A 16,138-nucleotide genomic window follows, 5' to 3' on the forward strand; every position below is an offset into this window, starting at 1 on the left:
ACATGCGCATACTGTTTTCATTGCTGTTGCTGGTGGGGTTTGCGGCGAGCGCGACCGAGCCGACGCAGACGTTTACTGACGATCTGAACCGTAAGGTGGTGGTGCCGGTGCATCCGAAACGGATCGTCTCGCTACACGACCTGGACATTACTATTCCGCTGATTGAGCTTGGCGTACCGCCGGTGGCGAGCCATGGCCGCACCCGGCCGGACGGCAGCCATTTTCTGCGCTCCAGCGGCATGTTGACCGGCGTCGATTTCGATAATTCCGACATCAAGTTTATCGGCACTGCGGATATCGACATTGAAGCCATCGCCGCCGCAAAGCCTGACCTGATCATTACCGAGCCGACGCGAAATACCCCGGTGGAACAGCTGGAGAAAATTGCCCCGACGGTGAGTATCGATCATCTCGACGGCGGCGCACCGGAGATCTACCGCAAGCTGGCGCAGCTGACGGGCACGCAGGCGCGGCTCAAGGTTCTGGAGCGGCGCTATCAGGAGCAAATTAAGGCGCTGAAAGCGACTATTGATACCCGCAAAGTGAGCGTGTCGGTGATTCAGGCCAATCAGGGGAAAATCAACGCCATGCACAGCTATCACTCGCTGGGCCGCGTGCTGCGTGATGCCGGGTTTACCTTCCCGCCGCTGATTGAGTCCATCCCGGAAGGGGGACGCATTGACGTCAGCGCCGAGCGGCTGCCGGAGCTGGATGCGGATTTCGTTTTCGCCACCTGGCGCGGGGATACGGGCGGCAAACCGCAGGATGAGCTGGCGGCGATGGATGCGGTGATGCCGGGCTGGTGTCAGTTCCTGAATGCCTGTCGGACCGGACATTATGTTCTGATCTCGCGTGAAGAGGCCATCTCGAACTCGTTCGCCTCGTTAGGGCTGATGGCCGCGCAGGTCCAGTCGCAGATTGCCGGACGTCCGCTGCCGGAGGCGTCACGATGAGCCGTAAAGTTGATCTCTTCGGCGACCGCCTCCGCTCCCGGTCGCACCAGCTCACGCCGCGCCTGCTGCAGGTGGCGCGCTATATCAATGAAAATCGTGAAGCGGTGATGGAGCAGACGGCAATGGAGATCGCGACGCTGCTGAAAACGTCGGACGCTACCGTCGTTCGCGCCATCCAGGCGCTGGGTTTCGCCGGGCTGCGCGATCTCAAGCAGACGCTGGAGCAGTGGTTTGGCCCGGTCGTGACCTCCAGCGAAAAGATCTCCACCACGGTGAATACGCTGACCAGCGACGTCAATGCGAGCATTGATTTCGTGCTGGAGGGGCATCAGCACACCTGTGAGGTGTTGTCTGAACCCCACAACCGCTTCGCGATGGCGCAGGCGGTCTCGCTGCTGGCGCAGGCGAGGCAGGTTGCCATATTTGGGATTGGCGCATCCGGGATTTTGGCCGACTACACCGCCAGGCTGTTCAGCCGGATGGGGCTACCCGCCACGCCGCTTAACCGCACCGGAATAGGGCTGGCCGAGCAGCTGATAGGTCTCCAGCGCGGGGATGTGCTGATCATGATGGCGCAAAAATCCGCGCATCGGGAAGGACAGACCACGCTGCGCGAAGCGAAACGGCTGGGGATCCCCACCATTTTGCTCACCAATGCCACCGACTCCCGATTCAGCAAAGAGGCCAGCGTGGTGATCCACGTTCCGCGCGGCGGCGAGAAGGGCAAAATCCCGCTCCACGGCACGGTGCTGCTGTGCCTGGAGATGATTGTTTTATCCGTCGCCTCCACCGAGCCGCAGCGCACCATCAAGTCGATGAAGCGCATCAACGAGCTTCACCGTGGGCTAAAGCCGGGCAAGAAAAGCAGTTGATTGTCTCCCTCTTCCCGCGGGAGAGGGGCGGGTGAGGGTGTCATACCGCACGATGGTTCTTCCGGTACTGCAGCGGCGTCTCACCAATCCCCTTCTTAAACGCGCTGATAAACCAGGTCACGTCAGAAAATCCCACCCGCGCGGCAATCTCCCGCACGCTCGCGTCACTGTGCAGCAGGCATTCGCACGCCTTACGCAGGCGGAGCGTGTTCAGGTAGTGGTGGATTTTCTCCCCCGTCTCCGCATGAAATTTTCGCGACACGTAGCTGCGCGATCTGCCCAGTTCCGCTGCCAGTGCGTCGAGGCGGAATTTCTCCTGATAATGCTCGTCCAGCCAGAACATCACCTGGCTGGCGATCCCCGAGCTGCTGCCCGGTGCGCCGGTACGATCGTCAGGCAACATAGCAAACAGGCTAATCAGCAGCCCGGCGATGCTTTCGCTGCTCATCGGCGGCGGATAACAGCTGAACAGATGATCGACATGGCTATGGCAGTGTGCCAGGTCAACCACCCACGCCTCTGAGCCGCGACGCGAGAGTTTTTCCAGCCGCTGCTGCGTGTGCGGAAAATCACGCAGACACTTCAGCACCGCATGGTGGTCGAGGTGAATAATCGTGCGCCGGTAAATCGCTTCCGCCTGTTCGTCCACCCTGACTTTATGCAGGGTGAACGGCGGAAAGAAAAACAGGCGTCCGGGGCGCATGGTGTAGTGACGGTTATCGACAATCGCGACGCCAAACCCTTCTTCCACATAGAGAATTTCAAGACACTGATGCCAGTGGTGGTAACGCACCGTGTTAGCAAACAGGCGGCTGAACGACGCTACGGTGTCGTTTAAGGTAATGAGCTCAAGACGATCGTTTATGGGCGCGTCATGCATAGTGCAATAAAACTCAACTTTTCCCCGTCAGAAGAGATTTATAAACCACCTTTTTAAATTTTATCAACCGCAGGTTTATCGAACGTTCTCACCTGTGACGTGGCTAACATTTCTCCACCTTAAGCATTCACTATGCTTGGCCGCAGTTGATGACGAGGGTGGAACTATGCGGGCGGAAAGCGAAGAAAAATCAAATCTGTTGTCTTCACGCCAGGACGTCGTGGCGTCTCTGAATACCTTACTTGGCGCGCTGGATAAGCAGTTTCCGGTAAATCATTCGCGGTTCTCGCTGGGTGATACCTGCGCGCACTACGCGACGGATATCGCGCAGATGGAGGGGCTCTCCCGCGCGCTATGGGGGCTGTTTCCGCTGTTGGCTTCGGGCGATGCTTCGCCGTTTAGCGAGAAGTACATGCAGGCCATCAGGATCGGCACCGATCCGCAAAGCCCGGGCTACTGGGGCGAAACCGATCCGTACGATCAGCGTCTGGTCGAGATGGCATCCTACGGTCTGGGGCTTTCCCTGCTGGGGAATAAACTCACCGATTGCTTCAGCGAGCGCGAGGTGATGAACCTGCACGCGTGGCTGAATCAGATTGCCGACGCGCAGATGCCCGACAGCAACTGGAACTACTTTGCCATTATGGTCCAGCTGGGCTTCAAACGCGCCGGGCTGCCGTACGACCAGGCCGCCATCGACCATCGGTTTGCGCTGATGGAGGCCTATTACCTGGGTGACGGCTGGTATTCCGACGGCGCGGGTTGCCCGAAAGATTACTACATCTCCATGGCGTTCCACTTCTACGGCCTGATTTACGCCACTTTAAGCGGCGATGAGGCGAGGGCAGAAGTGCTGCGCGAGCGCTCGCGTCTGTTTGCGGAGGACTTTATCTACTGGTCCGCCGCGGACGGCGCGTCGGTACCGTTTGGCCGCAGCCTGACCTACCGCTTTGCGATGGTCGCCTTCTGGAGCGCGGTTGCCTTCTCTGAACTTGACGTGTTCACGCCGGGTATTGTGAAAGGCATTATTCTGCGCCATCTCCGCTGGTGGCAGCAGCGGACAATTACCGACCGGGACGGCATTCTGACCCTCGGTTTTGCCTGTCCGAACCTCGCCATGTGTGAGGACTATAACTCTCCCGGCTCGCCCTACTGGGCGCTAAAAAGCTACCTGATTCTGGCGCTGCCGGAGACGCATCCGTTCTGGCAGGCAGAAGAACTGCCGCTGCCCACGCTGGCGGAGAAGCACGTCATATCGCACGCGCAGCAGATCCTGATGCATTCGACGAACTCTCAGCACGTCACCATGCTCACCGCCGGTCAGCTGGAGCTGAACAACTACGTCAACACCGAAGCGAAATACACCAAATTTGCCTACTCCAGCCGCTTTGGCTTCACCATTGAGCGCGGGCGCTTTGACCTGAAGCATGCGGCCTGTGATTCCATGCTGCTGCTGGCGGACGGGGATAACTATTTCCGCGGACGTCGCGAGTGCGACGCGGTGCGGGTGGATGAAAACTTTATCTATTCACGCTGGTCGCCGTGGCACGACGTGCACATCGAGACCTGGCAAATCCCCTTCGGCGAGTGGCATTTGCGCCTGCACCGCATCAACAGCGCGCGCACGCTGCAAACGGCGGAGGGCGGTTTCGCCGTGATGAAAACGGAGCACCAAATCCGCGCGCGCGGCAGCTATCTGGCGGCAGAGAACGGCAGCAGTGCGATTGTCGATCTGTCGCCTTTCATTGAACGCACCCCGGACAGCATCGTCACGCCGCCGAACAGCAGCATCATGTTCCCGGAGTGCGCCTCCATTCCGCTGTTAAAAACCGATCTCCAACCGGGAGAGCGCTGGCTCTGCTGCGCCGTCATTGCCAGTGAAAAACAGAACGTTGCGGCCGCGCCGCAGCTGGATATGAACCATAACCGGGTCGTAATCCGCGACCCTGGAGGCGAACGTCTGCTGTCGTTCACGTTATAAAAATTCTGACCCTACACCTCGGCGAGGATGGTATGAAAAATACATCGACAACCAACAGAACCGAATATTACAAAATCAGCAGCTTTATTTTTCTCTATTTCTTTACCTGGTCCGCGAGTATTGGCCTACTGGCGATCTGGCTGGGTCAAAAAGCGAATCTCAGCGGGACGGTAATTGGAACCGTGTTCGCGGTGAACGGAATATTTTCCGTTATTCTCAAACCCATCTACGGCTATATTCTCGATAAAATCGGCATGAGCAAATACCTGCTCTATTTTGTGGTCGCCATGTCGGCCCTGATGGCGCCGTTTTTTATTTACGTCTATCAGCCGCTGTTAATGTCCAGCACCTTGCTGGGGATTATTATCGGCGCGCTCTATTTAAGCTTTGCCTGGTATGCGGGCGTGGCGGCGTGTGAATCTTATTCCGACCGCTTCAGCCGCTTAAACGGCATGGAGTTCGGGCAAATTCGTATGTGGGGCTCGCTCGGCTGGGCGGTGGCATCGTCCTTCTCCGGCCTGCTGTTCAACCTCTCACCGACCTATAACTTCATTATGGGCAGCGTGACGTCGATCGTGATGCTGGTTGTCCTGCTCAGCCTGAAAGTGAACACTAACTCCGTTCATGCCGATGCGGTACTGACCAAAGAGAAAATCGCCCCGGCAGATGTGTACGCCCTGCTGCGTAACCGTAAATTCTGGGCTTTTTGCCTGTACGTGGCGGGCGTGGCGTGGATGATGTTTATCGCCGAGCAGCAGTTCTCGCGCTATTTCGTTACCTTCTTTGACGATATTCATGAGGGCAACGCGGTATTTGGCTATCTCGGTACCGTGCAGTCGGGCATAGAATTCGTCATGTATATGGTTGTCCCGCTGTTCGTTAACTTTATTGGCGCCAGGCGCGGGCTATTAATTGTCGGGCTGATCGTCGGGGCGCGTTTGATTATTTCCGGGATGTGCGACTCGCATCTGTTAATTTCCGTGCTCAAGCCGCTATACGGTATAGAAATTTGCCTGCTGCTGGTGTCGGTCTTTAAATATATTGCGGAGCATTTCGACAAGCGCGTGAACGCCACCATGTATTTACTGGGCTATCAGGCGATGCTGTACGTGGGGAACGTGGTGGTTTCCTCGCCTGCCGGATATATGTATGACCGCATCGGCTTTGAACAGACCTATATCATCATGGGGGCGACGGCGCTGATCTTTACCTTTATTTCTGCCTTTACGTTATCCGCCTGCCAGAGTAAATGGCGCGGCCCCCGCCCGCTGAACGTAGCAGAACCTTCATCACGCTGACCACAAGGAACCGAAATATGTTAAGTCGTATCAGAGAGGAACGCCTGTCTACCATTCCTGCTCCCGTAGACTCGCGCCTGTTTAGCGATGAACTGATTTCTGCGCGTAGCCACGTCCTCGAGTTGATTAGCCGTCATTTAACGGCATTCGGAGAGCAGTTCCCGGCGGAAACCTGCCGGAACGGTTATTACCCGCTGACCGACAACGTAGAGTGGACAACCAGCTTCTGGACCGGCCAGCTGTGGCTGGCGTGGGAGATGAGCGGCGAGGAGAAATTCCGCTCGATGGCGGAAAAACACGTGCGCTCCTTCGGCCTGCGCATCGCCGGGCGCAGCGACACCAACACTCACGATCTGGGCTTCCTGTACACGCTCTCCTGTGTGGCGGCCTGGAGACTTACCGGCAGCCGCGAGGCGCGCGGTTTCTCCCTGCTGGCGGCTGAAGCCCTGCTGGAGCGCTTTCATGAGAAGGCGAAAATCATTCAGGCGTGGGGCGATCTTTCAGACCCGGAGCAGGCCGGACGGATGATCATCGACTGCAACATGAACCTGCCGCTGCTCTACTGGGCGACGGAGCAGACGGGGGATCCGCGCTTTGCTGACGCCGCAAAAGCGCACGTCATGCAGGCGGCAAACTATCTCATCCGCGACGATGCCTCCACGTTCCACACCTATTATATGGACGTGGTAACCGGCGCGCCGCGCTACGGCAATACCCAGCAGGGCTATGCCGATGACTCCTGCTGGTCGCGCGGGCAGGCGTGGGGGATTTACGGCTTCCTGCTGAGCTATATCTATACCGGCGACGAGACGATGATCGCCCTGTCGAAGCGGCTGGCGAACTACTTCCTCAACCGCCTCCCGGAAGACTACGTCTGCCACTGGGATCTGGCGCTGGTGGGGACCGACGCGCTGCGCGATTCGTCCTCGGCGGCGATTGCGGTGTGCGGGCTGCTGGAACTGGTGAAGCACCTGCCCGTGACGGATCCGGACCGGGAGCGTTATCTGGAGTGGGCCAAAGGCATTATGTCGTCACTGACGAAGCACTACCTGAGGGGCAAAGAGGAGAAGGGTACCGGGCTGCTGAAGCACTCGGTCTATCACCTGGCGAGCAACAAAGGGGTGGACGAGTGTGCGAGCTGGGGGGATTACTTCTATGTTGAGGCGCTGGTGCGCTTTACGCAGAGCTGGAAACTGTACTGGTAAAAACGGTCGGGGGGCGACCCCCGACTCGCGGATCACGCTTTAGGAATACGCAGCGTCTGGCCGGGGTAGATTTTATCCGGGCTGGAGAGCATCGGGCGGTTAGCCTCAAAAATCTTATTGTACTGGTTGGCATCGCCGTACACGGTTTTGGAGATAGCGCTCAGGGTGTCGCCGGATTTTACCGTGTAGTAGGTGGCTTCATCTTTGGCATCGGTCGTGGTGATGTTGTTCTCCACCTCGCTGACGCCCGCGATGTTGCCGACGGCGACCTGGATTTTTTCTTTCTGCTCCTGGGTCAGCCCGTCACCCGTCACGCTGGCCTTGCCGTCGGTAACGTTAACCTGAACTTTGTCTGAACCGGGAATGTTGAGTTTCTTGAGGTGCTCGGTGATTTTGTCGCTCTGACCTTTGTGGTCGGTCAGGTTATCCCATAGCTTTTCGCCTGCTTCTTTCACGAAGTTAAAAAGACCCATTCCATCCTCCTGTTAATCATGAAGTCAGAATAAGCATAGCAGGTCAGAGAGAATTCCCTCCCCGGAAGGAGAGGGAAGGCAGGTTTTAAACCCCTTGCTCCAGAATACGGATGTGGGTCTCCAGCACGTCACCCTTCACCGCATCGCTCCACGCTTTCATGTGCGCGGTCTGCAGGTGCGCTTCAAGGTGCGCGACGGTTTCCCACTGCTCAACCATGATAATGGAGTCTGGCGCAGTGGCCTGGAAGCTTGCGTCGGTAGCGGCGTCCACCATCGGCGCGTAGCCGTGGCAGCCTTCTTCTTTCAGTACGGTTGGGATGATTTTCGCGAACTGATCCAGCACCGCCTGGCGGTGATGTTGACCTGGACGAGTACGGATTTCTGCGATTACTGTAAGCATGGTTACTACTCCTTTAATTCCAGGCTACCAGTTAAGCAAAAATTTTCGCGAGATGCTTGCGATATTCTGCGATATAGCTCGGGACGTCAGGCATTTTAATCACGTCGTTGACGATAAAGGTCGGCAGCGGATCCATCCCCAGGAACTGGTTCGCCTTGTGGAACGGCAGATACGCGCCGTCTACGCCCACGCCTTCGAAGAACTGATCTTTTTCGGTGAAGGCCTCCAGAGGGGCGTTCCAGGTCAGGGAGAGCATATATTTTTTGCCCTGAATCAGACCGCCGGAGCCGTATTTTTTAGAGGCGTCTGAGCGGGTGCGTCCGTCGCTGGCATACAGCGAACCGTGACCTTCGGTGAAGACGTCGTCCATGTATTTTTTCACGGTCCACGGCGCGCCCATCCACCAGCCCGGCATCTGCCAGATAACCACATCGGCCCACAGGAAGTTCTGCACTTCGGCCTTCACGTCATAGTTGCTGTCCGCGCGCACGACCTTAACATCATGCCCGGCGTCGCGCAGGAAACCGTCCGCGACCTCGGTCAGGGTGTCATTCAGCTGGCCTTTAGAGTGCGCGAACTCTTTCGCGCCGTTGATAATCAGAATATTGCTCATTATTTGTCCTCGGTGATGAGAGTATGCCGGGTATTCTACGCGCGAGGACGGAGCGGAAAAATAAGCAAAATGTGCAAAGTCTTTTGCGCTAAATGCAATAATCCCTTACCAGTTAACCTTCACTTCAAAGCCGCCTTCTGGCGCATTGCCCAGCGAGACGCGCATGCCGTGCAGCGCGGCAATGCGTTTCACAATGGATAGCCCCAGCCCGCTGCCCGTGGCGTCCTGACCCGGTGGACGATAAAAGCGCTCGCCGAGACGCGCCAGCGCATCGGGCGAAATGCCCGGGCCATTGTCGCGCACGGTAACGCTACGGGTGTTCAGCGTCACGTCTACCACGCTGCCGCGCGGGCTGTAGCGGGTGGCGTTATCCAGCAGGTTACGCGCCAGCAGGCTCAGAAGCAGCTGCTGACCCGTGCGGGTCACCTCCGGCGCGTTGATGTGCAGGCGTATATCAATACCCGCCTGCTGTGCAGAAGGATAAATATCCATTACCGCAGACTGCAGCAGGTCGGCCATCGCTATCTGTTCTACGCCGTCCAGGCTGTCCAGCGAGTCCAGGCGCGACAGGGTGAGGAGCTGATCCACCAGCCGGGAGGCGCGGTCGATACCCGCGTGCAGCTGCGCCAGCGCTTTTTCCTGCGCCTGCGGATCGTCCTGAGAAAGCTGCGCCACGTCGGTTTGCACCTTCAGCGCCGCCAGCGGGCTGCGCAGCTCGTGGGCGGCGTCGGAGGTAAAGCGGCGCTCGCGGGTCATCATCTCCTGGGTACGGGTAAAAAGATGGTTCAGCGAGTCGAGCAGGGGGCGCACTTCCGCCGGCACGCCCTGAGTGGGCAGGGCGTCGGTGGCGTCCGGCGAGCGGGAACGCAGGGTCTGGGCCAGCTTTTTAAGGGGCTTCAGCTCCCGGCTCAGCAGGACAATAAGCAACAGCAGCATCACCGGCAGCGCCACCAGCCACGGCGTCAGCTGCGAGCTGACCACGTCCAGCGCCATATCCTGCCGGTACTCCCACTCCTGGCCGACAACGACACGGTATTTTCCGTCTGGCGACGTCAGCCATAAAAAGCGCCATTCATCGTTGTCATCCTGAAGCCGTCCGTCATCAAAGCCGTCACGACGATAGTGATACGGGATATCGCGCCCGTTTTCGCCGTCGTTAAGGATCATCGTGCCGTCTGAAGCGTAAATAGCGAAGGCCAGCGCGTCATCGTCCAGATGCCCGTGTTTGGCCTTTTTCGGCACCTCGCGCATGCGCTCCGGCGCGCGGATCTCGTCCAGATCCATAGTCAGCAGCCGTTTGGCAAACAGCATCTGCTGGGTGTCGAACAGCTTATCGAGCTTGTGGGTGGTCTGCTGCCACGCCACCAGGCTGGCGGCAAACCAGGCCGTCAGAGACAGCGCTAAAAAGAGGAGCGTCAGGCGCAGCTTCAGGCTCAGCTTCATGCGTCACCCAGGGTGTAGCCGATGCCGTGCACGGTGCGGATAAACTCGCTCCCGAGCTTGCGGCGTAAATGATGGACATGGACTTCGACGGCGTTGCTGGAGACGTCATCGTCCCAGGTATAAAGCTTTTCCTCGATCAGCTTGCGCGGCAGCACCCGGCCCGCGTTGCGCATCAGCAGCTCCAGCAGGGCGAACTCTTTCGGTTTAAGCGTCAGCGTTTCGCCCTCCAGCGTGGCGACGAGGCTTGCCGGATCGAGCGTCACCTTGCCGTGACGCAGCTCGCTGCGGGTCTGACCGTGGCTGCGGCGCACCAGCGCTTCCAGACGGGCGGCCACTTCTATCAGCGCGAACGGCTTACAGAGATAATCGTCCGCACCGAGGCGCAGCCCTTCAACGCGCTGGTTCAGCGCATCCCGCGCGGTCAGGATCAGTACCGGCTCGCTGCGCCCGCTTTCGCGCCAGGCGCGCAGGATCTCCAGACCGTCAATTCCCGGTAGGGTCAGGTCAAGCACCACGGCATCATAGGGCGCAGAGGCAAGCGCGGCCTGCCCGGTTTTCCCGTCGGTAAACCAGTCCACGCTAAAGCCCAGTTTGCTTAAGCCTGCTTTGATGCCATCGCCGATTAACCTGTCGTCTTCTACCAGTAAAATGCGCATGTTCCCTCCTTGATGCCGTCAGTAAACCCTCTGCAAGCGCCTGCTGTACAGTAAAAATAAATAAATTTTCCCCTTAAGAAGTTGTTAAGGTTTACCCTGTTTAATGGACTGCGAAACGACATTAAAGGGAGAGATGAAGATGAAAAAATTCGCTGCAATTGCTGCCATCATGATGATGACCACCGCGCCGGTCTTTGCTGCACAGGGCGGTTTTACTGGCCCATCTGCGACACAGACCCAGACGCAAACCCAGCAGGGCGGTTTTGTCGATAACAACGCCAACCTCACCACCGCGGCTAAAGTGAAAGATCTGAAGGACGATGCCTGGGTGAAGCTGCGCGGGAACATTACCGAGCGCCTGTCCGATGACCGCTACACCTTCCGCGACGAGTCCGGCACGGTGGTGGTTGAGATTGACCACAAGCGCTGGAACGGCGTGACCGTCACCCCGCAGGATAAAGTAGAGCTGCAGGGTAAAGTCGACAAAGACTGGAACGAGTTTGAAATCGACGTGAAGCAGGTTATCAAGCTGAACAAATAACCCGAAAAGGGCCGCTTATGCGGCCCTTTTTCTTTGTGACTCAATTCGTCAGATGAGGTAGTATCTGCGGCAATATTGCCTGAAACCCTTCGGTTTCTGAGTTGAGGAATCACACGTAATGAGCGATATGGCAGAGCGCCTCGCGCTACATGAATTCACGGAAAACGCCTACCTGAACTACTCCATGTACGTCATCATGGACAGGGCGTTGCCGTTTATCGGGGATGGCCTGAAGCCCGTTCAGCGCCGCATCGTCTATGCGATGTCCGAACTGGGGCTGAACGCCACCGCCAAGTTCAAGAAATCCGCCCGTACCGTCGGTGACGTACTGGGTAAATACCATCCGCACGGCGACAGCGCCTGCTATGAAGCGATGGTGCTGATGGCCCAGCCGTTCTCTTACCGATATCCGCTGGTGGACGGGCAGGGGAACTGGGGTGCGCCGGACGATCCGAAATCCTTCGCAGCGATGCGTTATACCGAATCCCGCCTGTCCAAATACGCCGAAGTGCTGCTGGGCGAGCTGGGTCAGGGAACCGTTGACTGGGTGCCAAACTTCGACGGTACGCTGCAGGAGCCGAAGATGCTGCCTGCGCGTCTGCCGAACATCCTGCTGAACGGCACCACCGGTATCGCCGTGGGCATGGCGACGGACATTCCGCCGCACAACCTGCGTGAAGTGGCGAAAGCCGCCATCACCCTGATCGAGCAGCCAAAAACCTCGCTGGAGGAGCTGCTGGATATCGTGCAGGGGCCGGATTACCCGACCGAAGCCGAGATCATCACCTCGCGTGCAGAAATCCGCAAAATCTACCAGAACGGTCGCGGTTCCGTGCGCATGCGCGCGGTGTGGAATAAAGAGGACGGCGCCGTGGTGATCACCGCGCTGCCGCACCAGGTGTCCGGTGCGAAGGTGCTGGAGCAGATCGCCGCCCAGATGCGCAATAAAAAGCTGCCGATGGTGGACGATCTGCGCGACGAATCCGACCACGAGAACCCGACTCGTCTGGTGATCGTGCCGCGCTCTAACCGCGTGGACATGGAGCAGGTGATGAACCACCTGTTCGCCACTACCGATCTGGAAAAAAGCTACCGCATCAACCTGAATATGATTGGCCTCGACGGTCGTCCGGCGGTGAAAAACCTGCTGGAGATCCTCAGCGAGTGGCTGACGTTCCGCCGCGATACGGTGCGCCGTCGTCTGAACCATCGTCTGGAGAAAGTGCTTAAGCGCCTGCATATCCTCGAAGGTTTGCTGGTGGCGTTCCTCAATATCGATGAAGTGATTGAGATCATCCGTACCGAGGACGAGCCGAAGCCTGCGCTGATGTCGCGCTTCGGCATCAGCGAAACCCAGGCCGAAGCGATCCTCGAACTGAAGCTGCGCCATCTCGCTAAGCTGGAAGAGATGAAGATCCGCGGCGAGCAAAGCGAGCTGGAAAAAGAGCGCGATCAGCTGCAGGCGATCCTCGCCTCCGAACGCAAGATGAACACCCTGCTGAAGAAAGAGCTGCAGGCGGATGCCGATGCCTTCGGCGACGACCGTCGTTCTCCGCTGCACGAGCGCGAAGAAGCGAAGGCGATGAACGAGCACGACATGCAGCCGTCCGAGCCGGTGACCATTGTACTGTCGCAGAGCGGCTGGGTGCGCAGCGCCAAAGGCCACGATATCGACGCGCCGGGTCTGAGCTATAAAGCGGGCGATAGCTTTAAAGCGGCGGTGAAAGGCAAGAGCAACCAGCCGGTGGCGTTTATCGACTCCACGGGCCGCAGCTACGCTATCGACCCGATCACGCTACCTTCCGCGCGCGGCCAGGGCGAACCGCTCACCGGTAAGCTGACGCTGCCGCCGGGCGCAACGGTTGACCACATGCTGATGGAGGCCGACGACCAGAAGCTGCTGATGGCGTCCGATGCGGGCTACGGCTTTATCTGTACCTTTAACGACCTCGTGTCGCGTAACCGTGCCGGTAAAGCGCTGATCAGCCTGCCGGACAATGCCCGCGTGATGACGCCGCTGGTGATTGAGAACGAGAGCGACATGCTGCTGGCGATCACCTCTGCCGGACGCATGCTGATGTTCCCGGTCAGCGACCTGCCGGAGCTGTCGAAAGGTAAGGGCAACAAGATCATCAACATCCCGTCGGCGGAAGCCGCGAAAGGTGAAGATGGCCTGGCGCACCTCTTCCTGCTGCCGCCGCAGAGCACGCTGACCATCCACGTCGGCAAGCGTAAAATCAAGCTTCGCCCGGAAGAGCTGCAGAAAGTGGTGGGCGAGCGCGGTCGCCGCGGTTCGCTGATGCGCGGCCTGCAGCGTATCGACCGCGTGGAGATTGATTCGCCTGCGCGCAGCAGCGCGGGCGACAGCGAAGAGTAATGTCATGACACCCCCCTCTGTCCGGAGGGGGTATTTCAATAAAATTTCCCGTAAAATCGTTGTTAATTCGTGCGTTGCGATTAACAATACGCGCTCGTAATAAAGTCCTTACCTGGCCACAGGTGAAGTATAATTGTCAGCTGTCAGGGCTTCAGAGGTCGCTATGCTATACATTGTTCGTCTCATTCTTACCGTTATTTACTGCATTCTGGTCTGTATTTTCGGCTCTATTTACTGCCTGTTCAGCCCGCGTAATCCGAAGCATGTTGCCACCTTTGGCCATATGTTCGGTCGCCTTGCGCCGCTGTTTGGTCTGAAGGTTGAAAAACGCCTGCCTGAAGGAGCGGAGAACTTCGGTAACGCCATCTATATCGCCAACCATCAGAACAACTACGATATGGTGACGGCCTCCAATATTGTTCTGCCTCCGACCGTGACGGTGGGGAAAAAAAGCCTGCTGTGGATCCCGTTTTTTGGCCAGCTGTACTGGCTGACCGGTAACCTGCTGATCGACCGTAACAACCGTGCAAAAGCGCACGGCACGATTGCAGAAGTGGTGAATCATTTTAAAAAGCGCCGGATCTCAATCTGGATGTTCCCGGAAGGGACGCGTAGCCGCGGGCGCGGCCTGCTGCCGTTTAAAACCGGCGCGTTTCATGCCGCAATTGCGGCAGGTGTTCCAATTATTCCCGTGTGCGTTTCCAATACTTCTAATAAGATTAATCTTAACCGCCTGAATAATGGTCTGGTGATTGTCGAAATGCTGCCACCCGTCGATACCAGCAAATACGGTAAAGACCAGGTGCGCGAACTGGCAGCACACTGCCGCGAGCTAATGGCTCAGCATATTGCGCTGCTGGATAAAGAAGTCGCAGAAAGAGAAGCCGCCGGTAAAGTTTAATTCGGCGTTAAAGGGAAAAAGAATTCCCGCGTTGTTAGTCGTTTCAGATGGAGCTTATATGTCACTCAGTCGGCGTCAGTTTATTCAGGCTTCGGGGATTGCCCTTTGTGCGGGTGCGATGCCGCTGACAGCCAGCGCCGCCGGGCAGCAGCAGCCGCTGCCCATTCCGCCGTTGATTGAATCCCGTCGCGGGCAGCCGCTTTTCCTTACGCTTCAGCGCAGCCACTGGTCCTTTACCCAGGGCACGCGCGCGCCGGTGTGGGGCATTAACGGGCGCTACCTCGGGCCGACCATCCGGGTGTGGAACGGCGATGACGTTAAGCTCATTTACAGCAACCGTACGGCGGAAAATGTCGCCATGACCATCAGCGGCTTACAGGTTCCTGGCCCTTTGATTGGCGGCGCGGCGCGAATGATGTCCCCCAACGCCGACTGGGCGCCCGTCCTGCCGATTCGCCAGAGCGCGGCAACCCTGTGGTATCACGCCAATACCCCTAACCGTACGGCGCAGCAGGTCTATAACGGTCTGGCCGGCATGTGGCTGGTGGAAGATGAGGTCAGTAAATCTCTGCCGATCCCGAACCACTACGGCGTGGACGATTTCCCGGTCATTATTCAGGACAAACGTCTGGATAACTTCGGTACGCCGGAGTACAGCGAGCCGGGCAGCGGTGGCTTTGTCGGCGATACCTTGCTGGTTAACGGCGCGCAGAGCCCGTACGTGGAAGTGTCCCGCGGCTGGGTGCGCCTGCGCCTGCTCAACGCCTCTAACTCGCGTCGCTATCAGCTGCAGATGAGCGATGGCCGCCCGCTGCACGTGATCTCCGGTGACCAGGGCTTTTTACCCGCGCCGGTCTCCGTTAAACAGCTGGCGCTGGCGCCGGGTGAACGTCGTGAAATTCTGGTGGATATGACCAACGGGGACGAAGTCTCCGTCACCTGTGGTGAAGCCGCGAGCATCGTTGACCGTATTCGCGGGTTCTTTGAGCCGTCGAGCATTCTGGTCTCCACGCTGGTGCTTACTCTGCGTCCAACCGGCCTGCTGCCGCTGGTCACCGATAGCCTGCCGATGCGCCTGCTGCCGCAGGAGATCATGAGCGGCTCGCCGGTGCGCAGCCGTGATATCAGCCTGGGCGACGATCCGGGCATTAACGGCGCGCTGTGGGATGTAAATCGCATTGATATCACCGCTCAGCAGGGAACGTGGGAGCGCTGGACGGTCCGGTCAGACATGCCGCAGTCGTTCCATATTGAAGGTGTGTCATTCCTGATCCGCAACGTTAATGGCGCGATGCCGTTCCCGGAAGATCGCGGCTGGAAAGATACCGTGTGGGTGGACGGCCAGGTTGAACTGCTCGTCTACTACGGTCAGCCTTCGTGGCCGCACTTCCCGTTCCTGTTCCACAGCCAGACGCTGGAGATGATGGACAGGGGTTCCGTGGGGCAGATGCTGGTGAATCCGGCGCCGTAACGTGCTTTTCTCCCTCTCCCTGTGGGAGAGGGTTGGGGTGAGGGCAACAGCCCGCATAATACCCCTTCATTTCC

General features: G+C 58.2%; 15 protein-coding genes. 9 read left to right on the forward strand and 6 right to left on the reverse strand.

The window, feature by feature from the left end:
* Positions 1-2: 2 nt before the first annotated feature.
* Together IM273_RS08855 and IM273_RS08860 are read left to right on the forward strand one after the other, a co-directional pair.
* Positions 3-953, forward strand: coding sequence for an iron-siderophore ABC transporter substrate-binding protein (locus IM273_RS08855; protein WP_048959954.1), 951 nt, complete (start codon positions 3-5; stop codon positions 951-953).
* Positions 950-1,825, forward strand: coding sequence for a MurR/RpiR family transcriptional regulator (locus tag IM273_RS08860; RefSeq protein WP_028014433.1), 876 nt, complete (start codon positions 950-952; stop codon positions 1,823-1,825). Before IM273_RS08855 ends, IM273_RS08860 begins: the two co-directional genes overlap by 4 nt.
* A 40-nt stretch (positions 1,826-1,865) precedes the next feature.
* Here the strand turns inward: IM273_RS08860 and IM273_RS08865 are convergent, their stop codons facing one another.
* Positions 1,866-2,705: an AraC family transcriptional regulator gene (locus tag IM273_RS08865; RefSeq protein ID WP_193050823.1), complete on the reverse strand. Its 840-nt coding sequence runs from the start codon at positions 2,703-2,705 to the stop codon at positions 1,866-1,868.
* Between the two features lie 166 nt (positions 2,706-2,871).
* On the opposite strand from IM273_RS08865, the gene IM273_RS08870 reads away from it, so the two are divergent.
* The 3 genes from IM273_RS08870 to IM273_RS08880 are packed head-to-tail and all read left to right on the forward strand — an operon-like array spanning position 2,872 to position 7,189.
* On the forward strand, positions 2,872-4,686 hold the full coding sequence (locus tag IM273_RS08870) for a DUF2264 domain-containing protein (protein ID WP_193050821.1): 1,815 nt from the start codon (positions 2,872-2,874) through the stop codon (positions 4,684-4,686).
* Between the two features lie 32 nt (positions 4,687-4,718).
* On the forward strand, positions 4,719-5,984 hold the full coding sequence (locus IM273_RS08875) for an oligosaccharide MFS transporter (RefSeq protein WP_048959951.1): 1,266 nt from the start codon (positions 4,719-4,721) through the stop codon (positions 5,982-5,984).
* Positions 5,985-6,001: 17 nt separating this feature from the next.
* Entirely contained in the window at positions 6,002-7,189 is a 1,188-nt protein-coding gene (locus IM273_RS08880) for a glycoside hydrolase family 88 protein (protein WP_193050819.1), read from the forward strand.
* 32 nt (positions 7,190-7,221) lie between these two features.
* On the opposite strand, the gene lysM is transcribed toward IM273_RS08880, so the two are convergent.
* The 5 genes from lysM to qseB form a co-directional block, all read right to left on the reverse strand.
* Positions 7,222-7,662: a peptidoglycan-binding protein LysM gene (gene lysM, locus IM273_RS08885; RefSeq protein WP_028014428.1), complete on the reverse strand. Its 441-nt coding sequence runs from the start codon at positions 7,660-7,662 to the stop codon at positions 7,222-7,224.
* 85 nt (positions 7,663-7,747) lie between these two features.
* The gene (locus IM273_RS08890) at positions 7,748-8,062 is read right to left on the reverse strand and encodes a putative quinol monooxygenase (protein WP_008502984.1); all 315 of its coding nucleotides are present in this window, start codon (positions 8,060-8,062) and stop codon (positions 7,748-7,750) included.
* Positions 8,063-8,093: 31 nt separating this feature from the next.
* Positions 8,094-8,675: an NAD(P)H-dependent oxidoreductase gene (locus tag IM273_RS08895; protein WP_024906501.1), complete on the reverse strand. Its 582-nt coding sequence runs from the start codon at positions 8,673-8,675 to the stop codon at positions 8,094-8,096.
* Between the two features lie 105 nt (positions 8,676-8,780).
* Complete coding sequence (gene qseC, locus IM273_RS08900; protein WP_041908123.1) at positions 8,781-10,118, reverse strand: quorum sensing histidine kinase QseC; 1,338 nt, start codon at positions 10,116-10,118, stop codon at positions 8,781-8,783.
* Positions 10,115-10,774: a quorum sensing response regulator transcription factor QseB gene (qseB, locus tag IM273_RS08905; RefSeq protein WP_047364588.1), complete on the reverse strand. Its 660-nt coding sequence runs from the start codon at positions 10,772-10,774 to the stop codon at positions 10,115-10,117. The genes qseC and qseB overlap by 4 nt, the downstream gene beginning before the upstream one ends.
* 139 nt (positions 10,775-10,913) lie before the next feature.
* On the opposite strand from qseB, the gene IM273_RS08910 reads away from it, so the two are divergent.
* From IM273_RS08910 to ftsP, 4 genes are all read left to right on the forward strand, one after another.
* Positions 10,914-11,315 (forward strand): YgiW/YdeI family stress tolerance OB fold protein, encoded by a 402-nt coding sequence (locus tag IM273_RS08910; protein WP_023309189.1) that lies wholly within the window; start codon positions 10,914-10,916, stop codon positions 11,313-11,315.
* Between the two features lie 118 nt (positions 11,316-11,433).
* Entirely contained in the window at positions 11,434-13,692 is a 2,259-nt protein-coding gene (parC, locus tag IM273_RS08915) for a DNA topoisomerase IV subunit A (RefSeq protein ID WP_193050817.1), read from the forward strand.
* A gap of 163 nt (positions 13,693-13,855) precedes the next feature.
* Complete coding sequence (plsC, locus tag IM273_RS08920) at positions 13,856-14,593, forward strand: 1-acylglycerol-3-phosphate O-acyltransferase (RefSeq protein ID WP_028014424.1); 738 nt, start codon at positions 13,856-13,858, stop codon at positions 14,591-14,593.
* 58 nt (positions 14,594-14,651) lie between these two features.
* Positions 14,652-16,064: a cell division protein FtsP gene (ftsP, locus tag IM273_RS08925; protein ID WP_028014423.1), complete on the forward strand. Its 1,413-nt coding sequence runs from the start codon at positions 14,652-14,654 to the stop codon at positions 16,062-16,064.
* Positions 16,065-16,138: the final 74 nt, after the last annotated feature.

Origin of the sequence: Enterobacter cloacae complex sp. P13B (genome assembly GCF_014895915.1) — a bacterium.
Taxonomy (GTDB): domain Bacteria; phylum Pseudomonadota; class Gammaproteobacteria; order Enterobacterales; family Enterobacteriaceae; genus Enterobacter; species Enterobacter bugandensis.

Coding starts and splice junctions, on each gene's coding strand:
- IM273_RS08855 (WP_048959954.1), top strand. CDS start 3: ATGCGCATACTGTTTTCATTGCTGTTGCTGGTGGGGTTTGCGGCGAGC.
- IM273_RS08860 (WP_028014433.1), top strand. CDS start 950: ATGAGCCGTAAAGTTGATCTCTTCGGCGACCGCCTCCGCTCCCGGTCG.
- IM273_RS08865 (WP_193050823.1), bottom strand. CDS start 2,705: ATGCATGACGCGCCCATAAACGATCGTCTTGAGCTCATTACCTTAAAC.
- IM273_RS08870 (WP_193050821.1), top strand. CDS start 2,872: ATGCGGGCGGAAAGCGAAGAAAAATCAAATCTGTTGTCTTCACGCCAG.
- IM273_RS08875 (WP_048959951.1), top strand. CDS start 4,719: ATGAAAAATACATCGACAACCAACAGAACCGAATATTACAAAATCAGC.
- IM273_RS08880 (WP_193050819.1), top strand. CDS start 6,002: ATGTTAAGTCGTATCAGAGAGGAACGCCTGTCTACCATTCCTGCTCCC.
- lysM (WP_028014428.1), bottom strand. CDS start 7,662: ATGGGTCTTTTTAACTTCGTGAAAGAAGCAGGCGAAAAGCTATGGGAT.
- IM273_RS08890 (WP_008502984.1), bottom strand. CDS start 8,062: ATGCTTACAGTAATCGCAGAAATCCGTACTCGTCCAGGTCAACATCAC.
- IM273_RS08895 (WP_024906501.1), bottom strand. CDS start 8,675: ATGAGCAATATTCTGATTATCAACGGCGCGAAAGAGTTCGCGCACTCT.
- qseC (WP_041908123.1), bottom strand. CDS start 10,118: ATGAAGCTGAGCCTGAAGCTGCGCCTGACGCTCCTCTTTTTAGCGCTG.
- qseB (WP_047364588.1), bottom strand. CDS start 10,774: ATGCGCATTTTACTGGTAGAAGACGACAGGTTAATCGGCGATGGCATC.
- IM273_RS08910 (WP_023309189.1), top strand. CDS start 10,914: ATGAAAAAATTCGCTGCAATTGCTGCCATCATGATGATGACCACCGCG.
- parC (WP_193050817.1), top strand. CDS start 11,434: ATGAGCGATATGGCAGAGCGCCTCGCGCTACATGAATTCACGGAAAAC.
- plsC (WP_028014424.1), top strand. CDS start 13,856: ATGCTATACATTGTTCGTCTCATTCTTACCGTTATTTACTGCATTCTG.
- ftsP (WP_028014423.1), top strand. CDS start 14,652: ATGTCACTCAGTCGGCGTCAGTTTATTCAGGCTTCGGGGATTGCCCTT.